The organism is Acidovorax sp. 59 (assembly GCF_002754175.1).
Lineage (GTDB): Bacteria > Pseudomonadota > Gammaproteobacteria > Burkholderiales > Burkholderiaceae_C > Acidovorax > Acidovorax delafieldii.
This window is the reverse complement of the sequence record NZ_PEET01000001.1, coordinates 2,577,665-2,597,063: the sequence shown is the minus strand read 5'-3', so window position 1 is coordinate 2,597,063 and position 19,399 is coordinate 2,577,665. Positions and strand designations below refer to the sequence as shown.

16 protein-coding genes are annotated in these 19,399 nt (G+C 63.1%); all 16 read left to right on the top strand.

Annotated elements, in window-relative coordinates; genetic code table 11:
* Positions 1–236 precede the first annotated feature (236 nt).
* The 16 genes from CLU87_RS11700 to CLU87_RS11625 all read left to right on the top strand — a co-directional run bounded on the left by CLU87_RS11700 (position 237) and on the right by CLU87_RS11625 (position 19,383).
* Complete coding sequence (locus CLU87_RS11700) at positions 237–1,487, top strand: ROK family transcriptional regulator (protein ID WP_369804312.1); 1,251 nt, start codon at positions 237–239, stop codon at positions 1,485–1,487.
* Positions 1,484–2,974: a sugar ABC transporter ATP-binding protein gene (locus tag CLU87_RS11695; RefSeq protein ID WP_099730546.1), complete on the top strand. Its 1,491-nt coding sequence runs from the start codon at positions 1,484–1,486 to the stop codon at positions 2,972–2,974. The genes CLU87_RS11700 and CLU87_RS11695 overlap by 4 nt, the downstream gene beginning before the upstream one ends.
* Positions 2,955–4,010: an ABC transporter permease gene (locus CLU87_RS11690; RefSeq protein ID WP_199170819.1), complete on the top strand. Its 1,056-nt coding sequence runs from the start codon at positions 2,955–2,957 to the stop codon at positions 4,008–4,010. The genes CLU87_RS11695 and CLU87_RS11690 overlap by 20 nt, the downstream gene beginning before the upstream one ends.
* 100 nt (positions 4,011–4,110) lie before the next feature.
* Positions 4,111–5,088 (top strand): substrate-binding domain-containing protein, encoded by a 978-nt coding sequence (locus tag CLU87_RS11685; protein ID WP_099730545.1) that lies wholly within the window; start codon positions 4,111–4,113, stop codon positions 5,086–5,088.
* A gap of 113 nt (positions 5,089–5,201) precedes the next feature.
* On the top strand, positions 5,202–6,212 hold the full coding sequence (locus CLU87_RS11680; RefSeq protein ID WP_099730544.1) for a sugar phosphate isomerase/epimerase: 1,011 nt from the start codon (positions 5,202–5,204) through the stop codon (positions 6,210–6,212).
* A gap of 57 nt (positions 6,213–6,269) precedes the next feature.
* A complete protein-coding gene (locus CLU87_RS11675; RefSeq protein ID WP_099730543.1) occupies positions 6,270–7,433 on the top strand; it encodes a Gfo/Idh/MocA family protein in 1,164 nt (387 codons plus the stop codon).
* 678 nt (positions 7,434–8,111) lie between these two features.
* On the top strand, positions 8,112–8,969 hold the full coding sequence (locus CLU87_RS11670; protein ID WP_099730542.1) for a type II secretion system protein: 858 nt from the start codon (positions 8,112–8,114) through the stop codon (positions 8,967–8,969).
* Between the two features lie 22 nt (positions 8,970–8,991).
* The gene (locus tag CLU87_RS11665; protein ID WP_056063942.1) at positions 8,992–9,825 is read left to right on the top strand and encodes a type II secretion system protein; all 834 of its coding nucleotides are present in this window, start codon (positions 8,992–8,994) and stop codon (positions 9,823–9,825) included.
* Positions 9,826–9,888: 63 nt separating this feature from the next.
* Complete coding sequence (locus CLU87_RS11660; protein WP_056063940.1) at positions 9,889–10,812, top strand: type II secretion system protein; 924 nt, start codon at positions 9,889–9,891, stop codon at positions 10,810–10,812.
* Positions 10,813–11,316, top strand: a complete 504-nt coding sequence (locus tag CLU87_RS11655; RefSeq protein WP_056063937.1) for a hypothetical protein — start codon at positions 10,813–10,815, stop codon at positions 11,314–11,316. It begins immediately after the preceding gene.
* Entirely contained in the window at positions 11,313–12,626 is a 1,314-nt protein-coding gene (locus CLU87_RS11650; RefSeq protein WP_099730541.1) for a hypothetical protein, read from the top strand. Before CLU87_RS11655 ends, CLU87_RS11650 begins: the two co-directional genes overlap by 4 nt.
* 95 nt (positions 12,627–12,721) lie before the next feature.
* A complete protein-coding gene (locus tag CLU87_RS11645; protein ID WP_233193774.1) occupies positions 12,722–13,210 on the top strand; it encodes a hypothetical protein in 489 nt (162 codons plus the stop codon).
* A gap of 132 nt (positions 13,211–13,342) precedes the next feature.
* Complete coding sequence (gene mshL / locus CLU87_RS11640; RefSeq protein WP_099730539.1) at positions 13,343–15,145, top strand: pilus (MSHA type) biogenesis protein MshL; 1,803 nt, start codon at positions 13,343–13,345, stop codon at positions 15,143–15,145.
* Entirely contained in the window at positions 15,142–16,152 is a 1,011-nt protein-coding gene (locus CLU87_RS11635) for a tetratricopeptide repeat protein (RefSeq protein ID WP_099730538.1), read from the top strand. The genes mshL and CLU87_RS11635 overlap by 4 nt, the downstream gene beginning before the upstream one ends.
* Entirely contained in the window at positions 16,149–17,654 is a 1,506-nt protein-coding gene (locus tag CLU87_RS11630) for an ExeA family protein (RefSeq protein ID WP_099730537.1), read from the top strand. Before CLU87_RS11635 ends, CLU87_RS11630 begins: the two co-directional genes overlap by 4 nt.
* Positions 17,638–19,383, top strand: a complete 1,746-nt coding sequence (locus CLU87_RS11625; RefSeq protein WP_099730536.1) for a GspE/PulE family protein — start codon at positions 17,638–17,640, stop codon at positions 19,381–19,383. Before CLU87_RS11630 ends, CLU87_RS11625 begins: the two co-directional genes overlap by 17 nt.
* The last annotated feature ends 16 nt before the right edge of the window (positions 19,384–19,399 follow it).

Here is a 19,399-nt window from a genome sequence, read left to right as displayed (position 1 = left end):
CCCACAAGATTGGGAGCACTGCCTACCGGCAAAACGGTCTTGATTACTCCAGTTCCGTCTGTGCTTGAGTTGAAGTGCTGTGCCTCTCAGCAATCAGAGCGGTTGCGCATATATTCTTGCTTTGAACACTTTTAGGTCAAAGTTCAGTCTTGCCCGGCCAAAGTAGACCGCATAGCATCCCTGTCAAGCACCCACACCCATGAGGTGCTGCACAAAAACATGACAGGAGACAAGCCTTGCCATCCACCCGCTGGAGTCACTGCGGCACTGAAGACCTGAGCGTCTTGCAGACCATCTTCTGGTCCGCAGGCGCGTCGCGCAATGCGCTTGCGCAGCGCCTCGCCTATTCCAAGAGCAAGGCCAACGCCATGGTGGCGGCGCTGCTGGACGAAGGCCTGCTCGACGAGGTGGGCTTGCAGGAATCCTCCGGCGGCCGGCGGGCCGAAACCCTGCGTTTGAGCGAAACCCTGGGCGTGGTGATTGGCGCCGACCTGGGCGCGACCAGCATGCAGGTGGCCATCATGCGGCCCGACATGACGGTGCTGGCGCGGCACCGCGAGCCCATTGATGTGCGCCAGGGGCCGGGTGTGATCCTGGCGCGGGTGCGGGGGCTGATGCGCGAGCTGCTGGCGCGCTGTGGACTGGCCGCGAGTCAGGTGATTGCCATCGGCATGGGCGTGCCGGGGCCGGTGGATTTTGAAAGCGGGCAGCTCGTCAACCCGCCGCTGATGCCCGACTGGGACGGCTTTTCTATCCGCGACTACCTGCGCGAGGCGTTTGCCGCGCCGGTGTTTGTGGACAACGACGTGAACCTGATGGCGCTGGGCGAGATGTACCGGCTGCAGCGCAATCTGCCCAACTTCCTGGTCATCAAGGTGGGCACGGGCATTGGCTGCGGCATTGTGTGCCACGGGCAGGTGTACCGGGGCGCCAATGGCTCGGCAGGCGATGTGGGCCACATCTGTGTGGACCAGCACGGCCCGCGCTGCCACTGCGGCAACCAGGGTTGTGTGGAGGCGATGGCAGCCGCACCCGCCATGGCGCGCATGGCCATAGAGGCCGCGCAGCGCGGCGAAAGCGCGCTGCTGGCCGAGCGCCTGCAAAGCACGGGCACGCTGACGATTGAAGACGTGGCCCAGGCCAGCCGCACGGGCGATGTGGCGGCCAACGCGATCATCCAGCGCGCGGGCAGCCTGGTGGGGCAGATGCTGGCGTCCATCGTGAACTTCTTCAACCCGTCGCATGTGTTCATTGCGGGGCGGGTGACGGACATGGGGCCGCTGTTCCTCGCGTCGGTGCGGCAGAGCGTGTACCACCGGTCGCTGGCGCTTTCCACGCGGCATCTGGAGATTCAATACGCGCCGCTGGCCGACGATGCCGGTGTGGTGGGCGCGGGCGTGCTGGCAATGCAGGAGAGCCTGTCACGTGCGGGCTCGGTGACGGGTGCGGGCGTTGGAGCAGTTGTAGGAACAGGGGCTGTGCGATGAGCGTAGCCGTCGAGTTCCGCAACGTCACCAAAGAGTTTGGCCCGGTGCGCGTGCTGCACGGCGTGGGCTTTGCGCTGCAGCCGGGCCGGGTGTACGGCCTGCTGGGCGAGAACGGCGCGGGCAAGTCCACGCTGATGAAGATTCTGGCGGGGTACGAGAGCCCGACCACCGGCGAGGTGGTGGTGGACGGTGCGGTGCGCGCCCCGGGCGGCGGCTCGCGCGCGGCCGAGGCGCAGGGCATTGTGCTCATCCACCAGGAGTTCAACCTGGCGGACGACCTGACGATTGCGCAGAACATCTTCCTGGGCCACGAGATCAAGCGCGGCCCCTTCCTTGATGACAAGGCGATGCGCGAGAAGACGCGCGCTGCCTTGGCACAGGTGGGTTTGCCGCTGGACCCCGACACGCGGGTGCGCAAGCTCATCGTGGCTGAAAAGCAGCTGGTGGAGATTGCCCGCGCGCTGGCCCGCGATGCGCGCCTGCTCATCATGGACGAGCCCACCGCCACGCTCACCCTGGGCGAGACGGAGCGCCTGTTTGCGCTGATGGCCGGGCTCAAGGCCGCGGGCGTGACCATCATCTACATATCGCACAAGCTCGACGAAGTGGAGCGCACCACCGACGAGGTGATCGTGATGCGTGACGGCTTGCTGGTGGCGCGCGAGCCCACGGCCAGCGTGACGCGGCGGCAGATGGCCAACCTGATGGTGGGCCGCGAGCTGGCGGATTTGTTCCCGCCCAAGCTGCCTGCACCGCAGGATGGCGCACCGGCCATCAAGGTACGCGGCCTGACGGTGCCGGGGTGGGCCGAGGATGTGAGCTTTGAAGTGCGGCGCGGCGAGATTCTGGGCTTTGCCGGGCTGGTGGGCGCCGGGCGTACGGAGCTGTTCGAGGGCCTGTTGGGCCTGCGCCCGCGCTCGGCCGGCACGGTGGAACTGGCGGGCAAGCAGGTGCAGCTCAAGAGCCCGCGCGATGCGGCGCGCCATGGCCTGACGTACTTGAGCGAAGACCGCAAAGGCAAGGGCCTGCATGTGCACTTTGGCCTGCGTCCCAACCTGACGCTGATGGCGCTGGAGTGTTATGCCAAGCCCTGGCTCGACCCGGCGGCCGAGCAGGCCGCGCTGCGCGATGCGGTGCAGGAGTTCGGCATCCGCACCGGGTCGTTGGAGGTGCGCGCGTCGTCGCTGTCGGGCGGCAACCAGCAAAAGCTGGCGCTGGCCAAGGTGCTGCACCCCGGCCCCAGCGTGGTGGTGCTGGACGAGCCCACGCGCGGCGTGGACGTGGGCGCCAAGCGCGAGATCTATCACCTGGTGCAGCGCTTGGCAGAGCAGGGGCTGGCGGTGGTGGTGATTTCTTCCGAACTGATGGAGCTGATCGGCCTGTGCCACCGCGTGGCGGTGATGCGCGCCGGCCGTCTGCAGACCACGCTGCAAGAGCCAAATTTGACCGAAGAGGAGTTGATCGCACATGCCACAGGTACCCGCTGAAAACGCATCCACCGCAGCGGCTGCCGCAGCACCCGCACCACCCGTGGTACCCGGTGCAGGCCGCCACGGCGGCGCCACGGCCTGGTGGGGCAAGCTGCACGGGCTGGGCCCGGTCATCGGGCTGGTGCTGCTGTGCATCGCGGGCACGCTGCTCAACAGCAATTTCGCCACCTACGACAACGTGATGAACGTGCTCACGCGCACGGCCTTCATCGGCATCATCGCGGTGGGCATGTGCTTTGTGATCATCTCGGGCGGCATCGACCTGTCGGTGGGGTCGATGGCGGCGCTGATCGCAGGCTCGGTCATCTTGTTCATGAACGCAATGGCGCCCCTGCTGGGCTCGCCCATGGCCGCCGTGGCAGTGGGCATGCTGCTGGCGGTGGTGCTGGGCGCGGTGTTCGGGCTGGTGCACGGCCTGCTCATCACCAAAGGGCGCATCGAGCCCTTCATCGTGACGCTGGGCACGCTGGGCATCTTCCGCGCGTACCTCACGTATTTTTCGAACGGCGGGGCCATCACGCTGGAGAACGATCTGTCGGACATCTACAGCCCGGTGTACTACGCCAACCTGCTGGGTGTGCCGATCCCCGTGTGGATCTTCCTGCTGGTGGCTGTCATCGGCGGCGTGATCCTGAACCGCACGGCCTATGGCCGCTATGTGCAGGCCATCGGCTCCAACGAGCAGGTGGCGCAGTACGCGGCGGTGGATGTGCACAAGATCAAGATCCTCACGTACATGCTGCTCGGCGTGTGCGTGGGCATTGCCACGCTGCTGTATGTGCCGCGCCTGGGCTCTGCATCGCCCACCACGGGCCTGCTGTGGGAGCTGGAGGCGATTGCCGCCGTCATCGTGGGCGGCACCGTCCTGAAGGGCGGGGCGGGCAGCATCACCGGCACGGTGGTGGGCGCCATCCTGCTCTCGGTCATCAGCAACATCCTCAACCTCACCAGCATCATCAGCGTGTACCTGAATGCGGCGGTGCAGGGCTTCGTGATCATTGCCGTAGCGTTCATGCAGCGCGGAAAACGGTGATGGATTTTCTGGATTGGTTTTCTCGGTAGGTCGTTTGACTTTCGTGTTCCCCAGCCGGCCAGCTTTCTTGGCCATATTCCAAAGCAACAGGAGACAACGCATGAACAGCCAACTTTCTTTCACCCGCCGCCTGGCCCTCTCGGCCGTGGGCGCCGCTGCCCTTGTATTGGCCGCCCCCGCCATGGCGCAGGCCAACAAGACGGTGGTGGGCGTGGCCATTCCGTCGGCCACGCACGGCTTTACCGGTGGCATCGTGTACTGGGCCAACCAGGCCAAGAAGGACCTGGAGAAGGCCCACCCCGGCCTGCAGGTCATCGTGAAGACCGCAGGCGGCGCGCCCGAGCAGGCCAACCAGTTGCAGGACTTGGTGACGGTGAACAAGATCAACGCGCTGGTCATCTTCCCGTTTGAATCGGCCGCGCTGACCAAGCCGGTGGCGCAGGTGAAGGCCAAGGGCGTGTACGTGACGGTGGTGGACCGTGGCCTGACCGACACCAGCGCGCAGGACGCGTATGTCGCGGGTGACAACACGGCGTTTGGCAAGATTCCGGCCGAGTACATCGCCAAGGCACTGGGCGGCAAGGGCAATGTGGTGGCCATGCGCGGCATTGCGACTACGCTGGACAACGAGCGCATGGACGCGTTCAACAGCGTGCTGAAGAACCACCCCGGCATCAAGCTGCTGGATGCCAAGTACGCCAACTGGAACCGCGACGATGCCTTCAAGGTGATGCAGGACTACCTGACCCGCTTCCCGCAGATCGACGCCGTGTGGGCCGCCGACGACGACATGGCCGTGGGCGTGCTCAAGGCCATCGAGCAGGCCAAGCGCAAGGACATCAAGCTGGTGTTTGGCGGCGCGGGTGCCAAGGGCATGATCAAGACGCTGATGGACGGCAGCAACCCGCTCATCCAGGCCAACGTGTCGTACAGCCCCAAGTTCATCTACGACTCAATCAAGCTCACGGCCGAGGCGCGCATCAAGGGCGAGAAGCTGCCCGCCAACACCATCATTCCGTCGGTGCTGATCACCAAGGAAACGGCGAAGGACTTCTACTTCCCTGATTCGCCTTTCTGATGGCGTTTTGAATCAAATAGGCCTGTAGCGCCTATTCATCATGCGCTGGCAGCTATCAAAAACATAGCTGCTGGCTGCAATGTATCTGCAACCCCACGCCCCTTGGAGTAGCCATGCCAAGACCCGTCACCCTCTTCACCGGCCAGTGGGCCGACCTGCCTTTGGCGCAACTCGCGCCCCTGGCCAAAAGCATGGGCTACGACGGCCTGGAGCTGGCGTGCTGGGGCGACCATTTCAACGTGCAGGAGGCGCTGTCGTCGCCCCAGTACGTCAAAGACAAACACGCACTGCTGGCCCAGCACGGCCTGCAGTGTTTTGCCATCGGCAACCACCTGGTGGGCCAGGCCGTGTGCGACCTGATCGACGAGCGCCATCAGTCCATCCTGCCGCCCCATGTGTGGGGCAACGGCGAGCCCGAAGGCGTGCGCCAGCGGGCCGCGAGCGAGCTGGCCGACACCGCGCGCGCTGCCGCAAAGTTTGGTGTGAAGACGGTGACGGGCTTCACGGGCTCGTCGGTGTGGCATTCGATCTATGCCTTCCCGCCCACCACGCAATCGTATTGGGACAAGGGCTTTGCTGACTTCGCGCAGCGCTTCGGCCCCATCCTCGACGTGTTCGAGCAGCACGACATCAACTTCGCGCTGGAAGTGCACCCCACCGAGATCGCGTTCGACATTGCCTCGGCAGAGCGCGCCATTGCGGCGGTGGGCGGCAACAAGCGCTTCGGCTTCAACTATGACCCGAGCCACCTGGCCTACCAGGGCGTGGACTACGTGAAGTTCATCCGCCAGTTTGCCGACCGCATCTACAACGCCCACATGAAAGACGTGTGGTGGGGCAAGGGCGACGGCACGGTGGGCACCTTTGGCGGGCACACCAGCTTTGGCGACGCGCGGCGGAACTGGGACTTTCGCAGCGTGGGGCGCGGGATGATCGATTTCGAATCCATCATCGTCGCGCTCAACGACATCGGCTACCAGGGCCCGCTCTCGGTGGAGTGGGAAGACAGCCGCATGGACCGCGTGCACGGCGCCACGGAGAGCGCGGCGTTCTGCAAACGGCTGGATTTCAAGCCGGCGGTGGGTGCATTCGACGCCGTGTTTGCGCGCGACAAGCAGGCCTAGCCGCGCTCCGTCCATAAAACCGATAACAACAACGCACAGCGAGCAAAGGCGTTTCGTATGTCCAGTCCTAGAAAGCTCCGCTACGCCATGGTGGGCGGCGGCCACGGCGCCTTCATCGGCGCGGTGCACCGAAAGGCCATGGCGCTCGACGGCCAGTTTGAACTGGTGGCGGGCGCGCTGTCATCCTCGCCCGATCGGGCGCGCGCATCCGGCGCCGAACTGGGCCTGGCGGACGACCGCAACCACGGCAGCTGGCAAGACCTGCTGGCAGACGAACTGCGCCGCCCGGCGCATGAGCGCATCGACCTGGTGAGCATCGTCACCCCCAACCATGTGCACCACCCGGTGGCGCTGGCGTTTGTGCAGGCGGGCTTCCATGTGGTGTGCGACAAGCCGCTGGTGCACACCCGCGCGCAGGCCGACGAGCTGGTGGCCGCCGTGAAGAAGGCGGGCACCGTGTTCGGCGTGACCTACAACTACACCGGCTACCCCATGGTGCGCGAGGCGCGCCACCTGGTGCACAGCGGCGCGCTCGGCCAGCTCCGCAAGATCACCGTCGAATACAACCAGGGCTGGCTGGCCACGGCGGTGGAGCAGGGCGGCGGCAACAAGCAGGCCGACTGGCGGCTGGACCCGGCGCGCAGCGGCAGCGCAGGCACGCTGGGCGACATCGGATCACACGCCGAAAACCTGGCCGCCACCGTCACCGGCCAGCACCCCGCCTGGGTGTGCGCCGACCTCACCACCTTTGGCGCCGGGCGGCAGCTGGACGACGATGCCCAGCTGCTGCTGCGCTACGACAGCGGTGCACGTGGCTTCATCGTGGCATCGCAAGTGGCAGCGGGGCTGGAGAACGACCTGCGCCTGCAGGTGTCCGGCACGCTGGGCACCATCACCTGGCGGCAGGAGGAGCCCAACCAGCTCATCCACTCCCCCGTGGACGGTCCGCGCCGCATCCTCACGCGTGGCTCACCCTGGCTCAGCCCGGCCGCGCTGCGCGCCGGGCGCATTCCCTCAGGTCACCCCGAGGCCTTCATCGAAGCCTTTGCCAACGTCTACCTGGGTGTTGCTGCCGACATCCGCGCGCGGCAGACAGGCACGGCGGCCGACTCGCTGCACGCCGACTACCCGCGTGTGGAAGACGGGGCGCGTGGGGTGCACTTTATCGAGCGGGTGTTGGCCTCTGCTGCCAGTGAGCAGAAGTGGACGGCGGTGGGGTGAGCAACGCTGCCGTCACACCGCATGGGATCTTCCTCCCCTGCGATCAAAGAGATAAAACAGTTTTGAGAATGGGCGCAACGCGCATACGCCCCTGGTTTGTTATGCCGATGGTTTACACCCACACGCATGCCTCGCAGCTGCACCCTGCGAGGGTTGGGTAGCCGCGACCATCTCCGCCCCGATCTTTGGCGGGAGGTTCTGCGCTCGCTAAATGTTGCTCACTTTGCGGAGCCTTTCCGCCTGCCTGCCCGTGTGAGGTTGGCGCAAACGCCAGGCCTGTTGGCAAGTTCTGAATTCCCTGGATTTTTTGGTCAGGAAAACCCTGAGCTTTTCGATAGCTATGAGCTATTGAAAAGCATGACTAATTGTTTGTTTTTGTTGCTGTTGTGTCACTAATACATACGCACTATGGCTAAGCGAGGGCACTTGCGCGATGCTTGCGCACCATCTTTTGAAGTTGGTGATTAGACAAAGAGTGGCAGTAAGCCATTGATTCATATCAAAAAAATAGATGGATGGGATGCGGGTCGGACGCCACCAAGCAAGCGTTGCCAGCAGTGCCGCAAGGCAGTTGAGGGATGCAAAACGCGTGGATCGCTGACGCCAATTTTTAATTGTTTACTTTCGTTACGTTTAGTAATCTCCGCGCTCACTCTTCTTTCAACGCCTGAGGAAATCATGCGATCACTTTTCTCCGTCCTGCCTGCTCGGCGCGCACACTGTTCTCCCGGTTCCCGAGCGACGCAGGGTGGTTTTACCCTGGTGGAATTGGCTGTTGTGTTGGCCGTCATCGGCTTGATCATCGGCGCCGTGGCCATCGGCAAGGATGTGCAGCGCAATGCCGAGTACACGAAGATCAAGAACAAGTTCATTGACCAATGGGAGCAGGCGTACAACCAGTACTACCAGCGCACCGGCGTGGTGGTGGGCGATAGCCAGACGGCGCCCCGCATCATGGTGAACGGCACTGCTTACGTGGCAGCAGCGGGCTCTCCCACTTCGGGTGGTGACATGGCTGCACTGGTCGCAGTTGGCTCCGAGCCAGTCCCCGTTTGCTCGCGCAATCCTGAAGCCGGGACCATGCGCTCAGACTCTCCTTTTACGGTCAATGTGAATGACCTTCGTGCCTACATGACGCGCGCAGGCATCCGCATGCCGCCTGGTCGTGCAGAGGGGCAGGAAGACCTGTATGTCTACACCGATACCAACGGCTCGCCGCAGGAAATCCAGGTGTGCTTTCAGTGGAACCGACCCACGACACCCGAGGGCTCGGGCAATGTCATGGTCATCTCTGGCCTGACTCCCGACCTGGCACGCATGCTGGACCAGATGATTGATGGCAAGCCTGACGCGCAAGAAGGTCGCTTCCGCCTGCGGGGCATCGCCAACGGCACGCCGAATGGTCCTGGTGTGGAATGGTCTGCCAACAACTCCTTCGGCCGCGGCGCAGGCGCCACCACGGCCACCGGCGCGGGCAACACCCGTGACGAAGAGCAGGTCATCACCCTGACCGCCATCTACAAGATGAACCAGTAATCAGGGCGAGGAAAACAACATCATGAACCAAGTATTCAAGAACCTGGCCCGCCGCTCGCCATCAACGCGTCAGCAGGGTTTCACGCTGGTCGAGCTGGCGGTTGTGCTGGCAGTTATCGGTCTCATCATCGGTGCCGTGGCCATCGGCAAGGATGTGCAGCGCAACGCCGAGTACACCAAGATCAAGAACAAGTTCATTGACCAGTGGGAGCAGGCGTACAACCAGTACTACCAGCGCACGGGCGTCGTTCTGGGAGACAACCAGACTGCCCCTCAGAACATGGTCAACGGCGAGCGTTTTCTGGCAGCTGGTACACGCTCTGGCCGCGACATGACCGGTGTCACGCCGCCCAACGCCATTTGCCGTGCGGCAGCAGGGCAGGGCATGACGCGAGGATTCACCGCTGGTACGGATCCTGACCTGCGTGCCCTGATGACGCGTGCCGGTATCCGCATGCCTCCCGGCCGTGCGGAAGGTCTGGAAGACCGCTATGTCTATCTGGACACCAATGGCAACCCACAAGAAGTCCAGGTGTGCTTCCAGTGGAACGTGCCGCTCGGTAATGGCTCTGCCGCGAATGCAGTGGGTGATGGCATGGGCAACGTGATGGTCATCACCGGCCTGACGCCTGACCTGGCACGCGCGCTGGATCAAATGATCGACGGCAAGCCGGACGAGCGTGAAGGCCGTTTCCGTCGCCAGGGCGTGCTGAACAACGCTGGCGGCACCAATCCCAATGCGCCGGGGCAGGAGTGGCAAGCCTCCAACCGTGACCAGATCGGCACGACCAATGATCGTGCTTTTGACGAAGACCAGATTGCCATCGTCACGGCCATCTATCGCATGAATCAGTGATGTGGCTTGAGCCGTTTCACCCTTGACCCTTTACACAACTTATTCCCCTCGTTGGAGGTTTCAATGAAAAAGATGCATTCGTTTCGTGGGCTGGGCCGCAAGGTCCAGCAAGGTTTTACTCTGGTTGAACTGGCTATCGTGCTGGCCGTCATCGGCCTGATCATCGGTGCCGTGGCCATCGCCAAGGACGTCCAGCGCAATGCGGAATACCAGAAGGCCGTCAACAAGTTCGCCTATCAGTGGAAGATGGCCTACGACCAGTACTACCAGCGAACCGGCGTGGTGGTGGGTGATTGCCAGCAGGCGCCAACCTACATGGTGGATGGTTCTGAAACCTCTATCAACGGCGGCAACGCTTGCACGCGTGCGGGTTCCATGGCTGTTCCCGGCATTCCAGCCAGCTTCACAGACCGTGGTCGCAAAATCTGCTCTGGCCAGGGCTACGCTGCAGACACGGTCGGTGCTGGCGACACTACGCTGGCAACACTGAACCTGCGCGAACTGATGACCCGTGCTGGTGTGCGTATGCCCCCTGGCCGTGGTGAAGGACACGAAGACCGCTTCCTCTACATCGACTCCAATGGCAACCCGGCTGAGCTGCAAGTTTGCTTCCAGTTCAACAACGCGGGCGTCGCAAGCGGGGCGGGGAACGTCATGGTGATTCGTGGACTGACGCCCGATCTTGCGCGTTTCATGGACCAGGTGATCGATGGCAAGCCGGATTCCCGCGAAGGCCGCTTCCGCATCCAGGGCCGCCCCCAGCAGACGGCATCCACCGAAGCCAATGCACCCGGCACCCAGTGGGAGGCCAACAACACGCAGGGCGTTGCCATCAATGTGGGCGGCAACAGCACCCAGATGAACACCAGTGATGCGCGCTCGCCCGTAGTCAATGCCGCTGGGAACGCGGGAGGCACGGCCGGGGGCCGCACTTTCGACGAAGACCAGGTCATCTTGCTGACCGCCCACTGGATCATGGAGCAGTAATTGAACGGCACCCGTACGCTCAAGCTGGCCTGTCTGGCACTGGCCACTGCCCTGCTCGGCGGTGGAGCCTGGTTGGCGCAGCGCGGTCTCAAGCAACTGGCTTGGGAGCGCCAGCAATTCGCTCAGTTGCAACAGGGGCTCGAAAGCGCCCGCAGTCTTGTGCCTGAAGTGCAGCGGCGCGAGCAACTGGTGCGTTCTATCAAAGACGTTTCCCAACAGGTGGAACGCATGGGCTTTGACCCGTCCCAATGGGGTGAACGTCGCTTACGCCGGGCCGTAGCCCCCGCGACGCGGGTCGAGGCTGCTCAGTTCCTGGGTGAACTGGGTCGTGGCGGAGCAGGGCAGATCTTCGTGGCTGATGTTTTCGAGATCGCTACTGTGTCGCCTGAAGCCAGCCTGTTCCAACCCCCGATGCCCGGCGACCAAGGGCTTTTGCTGGGTGTCACGGGCACGCTGCACTTTCAGACGGCGTCTGTCTCTCCATCGCCGAAGGTGACTCCATGAGTGCGGAACATGTGTATCGCGTCGCCAGCTCCGGCTGGCTGCACTGCCACGGGCATCAGGTCGAAGAGGTTCCAGCATGGCCGCGTCTGACCCACAGCGCGCTGGTGGTGTTGGACATGGACGACGTCTATACCGACGTCTGGCGTTTCGAGGGCAAGACCGAATACGCAGCCGCTTTGGTTGAAAAGCGTGTGCGTACGCAAGGCCTCGTCGAAGGCGCTGCCCATGTCGTGGTGCACCGGTTGGTCAAATTGCCGGGCGGCTTTCAGGTGTTCTTCTCGGCGATTTCGCTGGATCTGTGGCAGCGTTGCACGCAATGGGCCAAGGAGCAGGACGACCATTGCCTGGTGATGATGGCTGGCGGGCTCCTGTGTGACGGCGTGGCGTCTGGCAGTGCGCGCGTCGCGCTGTCCCAGCGGCGGCTGATGTGTTTTGTGCAATCCGAAGAAGGCATGGTTTTTGGCTCAACCCAGGCGCTGGGTTCTGGGCCATCTGCCATGGCCAGTGCGGCCCAGGTGCTGACCAGCAACCACAGTACCTTGTTGATGCGGCTGGGTGCGGAGGCTGTGGAGTGGTGCACGCTGTGGTCTACGCAGCCTGCGGATGTGGACACCTGCCTCGCAGCTGTACGCAGCGTAGTGGGCGGGGCGCCAGTGGTCATGCATGCGCAAGAGATGACGCTGGCTGCTGAGCGGGTACATACCGTGATGCCGACATTGGCGCGCAAGGCTGCAGGCCGCCATGCACTGAATCCTAGTCTGGAGCGGGTGGCGTGGCGTGCCGAGCGCTGGGTGGCTCCTATCACCGTGGTAACGGCGCTCGTCGGCATCGTTCTGGCCATCGTGGGCGTGCTGGTCGGGCAACTGGCGGATCAGCAGCGCAATGCGGGAATGAACCAGCGCGCTGAGCTGGAGGCCCTGCAAAGCCGAATCCAGGCGGTGTCGTTGGTGGAAGCTCCGGGGAAGCTGCTGCCGGTGGCCGAGTTCTCGCGCACGCTGGATGAGGGCGCGCGCCATGATCCAGTGGCGTTCATGGCAGTGTTGAAAGCTGCCTCCAACAAGGACATTCGGATTCAGCGAGTACGTCTGGAAACGACGAGCTCTTTAGGGAGTGCACAACCCGGTAAAAAAGCCTTCCGTGTAGACGGCGTGGTTGCACCCGGTGCCTCGGCTTCTGTGACACGCTGGGTCTCCCAGATGGCAGCGGCTGGCTGGACGCTCCGGGCGGTGGACCCCACCTTCACGCTGCCAGGTTCTTTCTCGTATGAGCTGGTGGCCAATGCAGCTGCTCCAGGAAATGTGAAACCATGAAATACGCGGCTTTACTTCTCAATGGGCTCGCCATTCTTTTGCTCGGCTGGGGGCTCTATGGTGTGTTTCAGCTCACTCAAGCACGCACTCCGTCGATGCGTCCCATGACCGTGGAGCTGGCGCCCTTGCCAGCCGCTTTGCGCACGGATCAGGAGCGCGTGACCGAGGCCTTTGGCGCCATGTCTCGCATCCAGGCGCAGACGATGGCGGCAGGCACCGATCCGCAGCGTCTGATTGCGCTGCCAGTGCCTGGCAGTGATGTGGTGGGCAGTGTGCAAATGCCGCGCCGCTCCCTGTCATTGCATTTGGACGATCTGGCCTCTGAGCGGCAGTCTGTGGTGATTGACGGCCAACTGGCACGCCAGGGTGCACGGCTGGAGGGCGGTGGGCGTGTTGTGCAGGTGCGCCCCAGCGAGGCGGTGGTTACCGAGCGGCTGGGTCGTCAGACTTTGACGCTGCCTCAGGGGGAACTGCGGGTGGGAACGCTGCGCTGGCCTGACGGATCGCTGGCAAGCATTAATACCCAGGAGTTCCGCTCGGGTCTGCCGGGCGGACAACCTGGCCCTATCAAGAGCTTGCCATGACCACGAAGGTCCGCTGGCAGCAGACAGACAACGTGACTCGCGGTTCGACGTGTGCATCGCGTTGTGGGCTCCCGTTGGCTTCTCCTCATGACCATTTCAAGAAATCACGCTAGTAGCGCCAAGGACAGCGACATGAACAATCCTCCATTTTTCAAGCCATTGGCGCTGGTATGTGCCGCCCTGGTGCTGGCTGGTTGCGCCAGCCCTTCGCCCCGCAGCGCTTCCAGCCTCCCGCCGCCAGATACCACTGCAGCAGACCAGATGCGCGAGCACGCTGCGCAAGAGGCCCAGCGTTTGCTGGTACATCAGCAGATGTTGCTGGCCGAAATCAACAAGACGGCAGCGGCACCGGTCATCGCTCCGGTGGCCCCGGTGTTCGATCCGCTGGAAGGCAAGCTGATCAATGTGGCCATGTCCCGAGCCAGCATCAGCCAGATCTTGAGTGCGTTTGCCGACGCAGGAAACCTGAACCTGATCGTTGATCCCAATGTGCTGAAGGGCGGGCAGCTTGCCGACATGCACTTGCGCCAGGTGACACTGCGTGAAGGCTTCAACGAAGTGCTGCGCACCTATGACGTGGCCGGCGAATTCCGTGGCAATACGCTGCGAGTGAACCTTACCGAGGAGAAGTTCTTTTCATTGAACTTTCTCAACACCAAGACCAGCATACAGATGGGCTCTGGCGGTAACGTTTTCGGCAGCTCCAATTCGGGCGGCGGGGGCGGAAGCGGGAGTGGAAGCAGCGGGGGCGGCGGATCGGGTGCCCAACAGGGCAGCCTGACCATGTCGGGCTCTGGCGGCGGAAGTACGGATCCGTACCTGGAAATCGAAACCGCCCTCAAGTCGGTATTGGGTGACTCGCACCAAGACCGCCTGGCCCAGCAGCAGCAAATGCAGCAGCAGAACCTGACCATGACGACCCCGGGCTCGTCCTCGTCGCCTTGGATTGGGAGTGGGGCCAACCCAACACGTCCCGCCCAGTTGCCGCAAGCGCCCTTGGCCACGATGAATGAAGACAGCGGCTTCACATTGAACAAGATGACTGGCACGCTGTACGTAAAAGCCCGTCCCTCCAAGATGCGCGCCGTCGAGAAGATGTTGGCCCAGGTGCACAAGGTGCTGGGCAAGCAGGTGTATGTCGAGGCGCAGCTGATCGATGTACAGCTGTCTGACAACTTCGAGTTCGGTGTGGACTGGACGTCCTTGCGCAGCCGTCTGGCGGCAGGCTTTGGTTCGTCGCCCATGCAGCTGGGTGGCAGCTCGGGTACGTTGCCGAATGCCGGCACGGGCTACCCTTCGCGGGCCATTTCCATCCCCGCAGCGCTGATCGGTAGCGTGGCTGGGCCTGCACTGGGCATGTCTTACCAAGGCAGCAACTATGGCATTGTGATCAACGCACTGCGCTCCTACGGAAATCTGAAGGTACTGTCCAATCCCAACGTGCAAGTGCGCAACGGCACGCCTGCATTGCTGTCCGTTGGCACTAGCTCGCGCTACGTGTCGCAGTCCGCATCCACGCAAACCGTTCCTGGTGGCGGTGCTTCCACTACATCTTCCAGCGTACAGACTGACACCGTGTTCTCCGGTGTCATGGTGGGGGTGCTCCCCATGGTCCGTGACGATGGCCGCATCGAGCTGTTGCTGAATCCCATGCAGAGCGATGTCGACCCTGCCAGCCTGCAACTGGTGGCTGTGGGGGGAGACAACCTCGTCTCCCTTCCCAAGGTGAGCTACAAGGGGCTGACCACGACCTTGAACGTGGGCGATGGCGACGTGGTGGTGGTCGGGGGGTTGATCGACCAGCGCAGCTCCAATAACGACCGCGGAGCACCTGGGGTGTCTGACGTGCCTTTGCTGGGCAAGCTGTTCGGCAATGAGAACAAAGTGCACGGAAGCCGTGAGCTGGTGATCGTCTTGCGGGTGCGTGTGCTATGAGCCTCATCCACGACGCGCTGAAATCCATGGATGCGCCTCAAGATTCCAAGCCTGCCATGGCAAGGGCTTCCAAGGCGGCGGTGCGTGGCCGTCCTGCATGGCTGGATGCCATGCTGGCTTTCGCCGTCGTATTGGGGGCGGGGATTCTGGGGTGGTTTGTCTGGCAGACCCAGATGAAGCCCAAGGCACTGCCGCCGCCGATGGCTGCTGCGACAAGTCCGGCCCCCGCTGCAACGCCAGCCCCGGTGGCGGTCGCTTCGCCCGTCGCTGAAACGGCTGCGCCTGCTGCGGCATTGCCAACGCCAGTGACGGTATCCGCTGCTGACCCTGCTGCGGCCGCCAACTCTGCCATGGCTGCTGCTCCTGCACCGGTAGTTCCTGCGCCTGTTGCCGTGCCAGCTCCAGCAGTCGCTGTGGCGGCTCCCGCAACTGCGCCCGTGCAGTCAGCGACTCCCGCTCCGGCTGTTGCCATGGAGCCCGCTGCGCCCAAGATGGTCGTGGCAACCAGCCCACGCAGTGGTGTTGCTACGCACGCACCGGCTGCGGTGACCCGCAGCAGTGCGATGCGACAGGCGCATGGTGTAAACCGCTCCAATACGGCGACTGCGCCCGCAGTGGCGACGGCCCCGGCCGTGGATGACACTCCGGTGGAGCTGCGCTTTGCCCGTTTCGTCGCCGCCATGAAAGAGTCGCGTACGGCCGATGCTGAACGTGAATTGGCTGCGTTGAAGGAGCGTCTGCCGGCAGGGTCTTTGGGACTGTTGCGCGCGCAAGCCTGGTTTGACCTGCGCGCCGGCCGCGATGCTGCTGCTGCAGACGGTTATCGCGCCATCCTTGAGCGGCTGCCTGGCGATGAAGAAGCTGCCATCAACCTGGCCAGCATTCAGTCGCGCCAGCAAAAGACTGAAGAAGCCCGCGCAACCCTTGATGCCGCATCGCGACTGCAACCAGATTCGGCTGCGTTGCGGGCCGCATTGGCCCAGTTCACCCCTGCTGCACGCCAATGACGGCCAATTCCATCTATGCCACGCTGGGGTTGTCACGCAACCCGTTTCCGCCGACGCCGGATGCGGGTTCGTACTTCTTCACGCCGCGGCTGGAGGAGGATTTCGCGGAGATCGTGCATTGCATCGAGGCGCGCAAGGGCTTTGTTCTTCTGACAGGAGAAGTGGGGCTGGGCAAGAGCACTCTGGTGCGGCGCCTGCTGGACACCCTCAGTGGCAAGAACTGCCACTCCGCGCTGATCCTGAACACCTTTTTGCAAGACAGTGCTCTGTTGTCTGCCATACAGTCTGACTTCGGTTTGCCGCCTTCGGACTCCGTAGAGCAGGGGCTGGCGCGACTGACCGAGTTCCTGATCGCGGGGCACCAGGCAGGCGAGATCAGCTTGCTGGTGATCGATGATGCGCAGAACCTCAGTGTGGAATCGCTCGAGCTGGTGCGCTTGTTGTGCAATCTGGAAACCGGCCAGGAAAAGCTGTTGCAGATCCTGCTGGTCGGACAGCCCGAGCTGGAGGAAACCCTGGCGACGCCGGAGTTGCGTCAGCTCAAGAGTCGCATCATCAAACACGCTCGGCTGTCGGGTCTGCAAAAGGATGAAGTCACCCGTTACTTCGATTTTCGTGTGAACGCTGCGGGCGCAGAGGGGCGTCTCTCCATCGAACCTGCTGCAGCGGACGTTTTGCACCGCGCCACGCAGGGAAACCTGCGACGCATTCACTTGGTGCTGGACCGTTGTCTGTACGGTTTGGCGAGTACCAGGGCATCTGTGGTGACCGAGCCCCTTGTTCAGCGTGCGGTGGCCGATCTGCCTGCATTGGGGGATGAAGCCGCAGTGATCGCCAAGGTGACTGGTGGCCATCGCGGTCGCAAGGCCTGGGTGCTCGCTGGCCTGCTGGCGGGCACGACAGCAACAGTCGCGTTGGCCAGCTGGGGGTTGGCTACCCAACCCAGCGAGCATGTATCGCCAGCAGCCCCCGTGGTGGCAGCTCCCGCCCCCGAGGTAGTTCGGCCAACGGTGTCGGGCGAGGCCTCAGCATTACCGCCCAATGGCAGCTCTGCGACCGCCTTCGTGGCGACTGCACCGACACCCAAGGCGCAGCCTGCGGCTGCGGTACCTGCTCGCCAAGCCTGTGAAAACCAGCTCAAGGCGGCAGCTGCTGCTGACGAGGTGGTGCATGTTTACCGCCTGCCCGATGGCATGGCCGACAGCCTGAAACCGTCGACTCGCCTGTGCCGCTTCAGTGTGGACAAGGAGTCCTGGGTCGCATGGCTGAGTCGCAACAACACGCGCAACATCGAGGCCGCCGAGCAGGTCACGCGCAAGGTACAGGGCAAGCTCAAGGGCATGGGCCTTCTGGACAAGCGTGAGCCTGACGACGGTTTTTTTGGTTCGAAGACTGGAGAGGCGTTCGCCCGCTTTCAACTGCAGCAGGGTCTGCCGCCGACTGGCAAGCCCGACGAACTGACCTTCTTACTTCTGGAGCATCAGGATGCATCCCCCCGCTGAATCATTGTTAGAGGCCTCGGGCCAGTTGCAGCCCGCAGGCCCTACGGCCGAGGATCGCCTGGCGGTGCTGCGTGACAAGAGTCCTTCCCTGGGCGCTGCATTGGTCAATGCCGGCCTTGTGTCTGCAGTCGCCATCGACTATGTGTTGCAAAAACAGAAGATCGAGAAGGTGCCTATGGGCAACCTTCTGGTGGAGCTGGGTTTCGCAAGTGCCAACGAGGTCGCACGCCAGCTTGCTGGCCAGCGCGGACTGCGCTTTGTCAACGCCGATGAAATGCCGGAACCCGATACTGCGGTAGCGGGCATCTTTAACCGATCGTTGTGCCTGACTTATGGCTTCCTGCCTGTGCGGGAAAACGACGAAGGCCTGATCGAGGTAGTGCTTGGCGACGCACAGCCTGATACGGTGACCGAACTTGTGCAGCGCAAGCTGGGCAAGGGATGCCATTTTTTCCAAGGTGAATTCGATAGTGTTGCCCAGGCCATCCAGCAGCACTATTACTTCGCAGAGCACCCGCCGGCACGCCTGATAGAGAGCGAGGTCCGCAAGCTTGAAGCCGACGTGGATCGTGCTTACAGCCCCGCCCGTTTGCTGGAGCACATGCTCCACCTAGCGGTGCGCGAACGGGCGACGGATATCCATCTGGCGCCCACGGCGCGTAGCCGTTCGGTGCTGCTGCGCGTAGACGGTGTTTTGCGTCCGGTGTTCGCGCTCTCGCCGGCCCTGGACCGCCTAGTGGTCTACGTCAAGCTGCAGGCCGACATGGATGCCAGCGAACAGCGCCTGCCCCAGGACGGCAGCTTTACGGCACAGGTGATGGAGCACAACTTCACCATCCGTGTCTCCACCTTGATCTCTGAATTTGGCGAGCGCATGGTGCTGCGCCTTTTGCCCGAGCGCAGCAACCTGGACAAGCTGGCAGACCTCGGTTTTCTGGAGGAGGATGTCGCCGTCATGGCCAAGGCGTTCTCGCGTCCGCACGGCCTTATCCTGATCACAGGCCCTACCGGCTCAGGCAAGAGCACGACGCTGCACGCCGCGCTGCGCATGCAGCCTTTGATCGAGCGGAATGTGTTGACCGTGGAGGACCCGGTGGAATACCGTGTCCCGGTCGCCTGCCAGACCGAAGTCAACCGCCGTGCGGGCTACGAGTTTGCCAACGCCATGCGGCACTTTCTGCGGCATGACCCCGACATCATCCTGGTGGGTGAAATCCGGGACTCCGAGACTGCACGTGCAGCGCTCGACGCATCCTCTACCGGGCACCTGGTGTTGTCTACCTTGCACGTGGGCAGCATTTTTGGGGTGATGCCTCGCCTCAAGCTGCTAGGCGTGGACACGGAAACGATTGCCGAAAACCTGGTGGCAGTGATCAACCAGCGCCTTGTGCGCCGCATTTGTCCACACTGCGCCAAGCCACGTCTTGCGACTGACGATGAGCGCCGCTGGCTGGGGCAGGGCGCTGCGGGCGAAATGCTGCAGGTGTTCCATGGTGCCGGCTGCCATCACTGCCGCGACACAGGGTATCTGGGCCGCCTGCCGGTGTACGAAATGCTGGTGGTCAACCGTGATCTGGCGGACGCCATCGCCTCTGATGCCACGCGGGCCGAAATGCGGCAACGCGCACTGGCAGCAGGCATGCGCCCTATCTTGACGTTGGCGCGACACCGCGTGTTGGCAGGTGAGACCACGATGGAGGAAATCCTCCGCACCGTGGGCGAGGACTGAGCCGCTTTGGCGGAAG

Bases quoted from the DNA above. Each gene is read 5' to 3' on its own strand.
- CLU87_RS11675 (WP_099730543.1), top strand. From the start codon at position 6,270: ATGTCCAGTCCTAGAAAGCTCCGCTACGCCATGGTGGGCGGCGGCCAC.
- CLU87_RS11665 (WP_056063942.1), top strand. From the start codon at position 8,992: ATGAACCAAGTATTCAAGAACCTGGCCCGCCGCTCGCCATCAACGCGT.
- CLU87_RS11680 (WP_099730544.1), top strand. From the start codon at position 5,202: ATGCCAAGACCCGTCACCCTCTTCACCGGCCAGTGGGCCGACCTGCCT.
- CLU87_RS11690 (WP_199170819.1), top strand. From the start codon at position 2,955: ATGCCACAGGTACCCGCTGAAAACGCATCCACCGCAGCGGCTGCCGCA.
- CLU87_RS11650 (WP_099730541.1), top strand. From the start codon at position 11,313: ATGAGTGCGGAACATGTGTATCGCGTCGCCAGCTCCGGCTGGCTGCAC.
- CLU87_RS11670 (WP_099730542.1), top strand. From the start codon at position 8,112: ATGCGATCACTTTTCTCCGTCCTGCCTGCTCGGCGCGCACACTGTTCT.
- CLU87_RS11695 (WP_099730546.1), top strand. From the start codon at position 1,484: ATGAGCGTAGCCGTCGAGTTCCGCAACGTCACCAAAGAGTTTGGCCCG.
- CLU87_RS11635 (WP_099730538.1), top strand. From the start codon at position 15,142: ATGAGCCTCATCCACGACGCGCTGAAATCCATGGATGCGCCTCAAGAT.
- CLU87_RS11625 (WP_099730536.1), top strand. From the start codon at position 17,638: ATGCATCCCCCCGCTGAATCATTGTTAGAGGCCTCGGGCCAGTTGCAG.
- CLU87_RS11685 (WP_099730545.1), top strand. From the start codon at position 4,111: ATGAACAGCCAACTTTCTTTCACCCGCCGCCTGGCCCTCTCGGCCGTG.
- mshL (WP_099730539.1), top strand. From the start codon at position 13,343: ATGAACAATCCTCCATTTTTCAAGCCATTGGCGCTGGTATGTGCCGCC.
- CLU87_RS11645 (WP_233193774.1), top strand. From the start codon at position 12,722: ATGCGTCCCATGACCGTGGAGCTGGCGCCCTTGCCAGCCGCTTTGCGC.
- CLU87_RS11660 (WP_056063940.1), top strand. From the start codon at position 9,889: ATGAAAAAGATGCATTCGTTTCGTGGGCTGGGCCGCAAGGTCCAGCAA.
- CLU87_RS11630 (WP_099730537.1), top strand. From the start codon at position 16,149: ATGACGGCCAATTCCATCTATGCCACGCTGGGGTTGTCACGCAACCCG.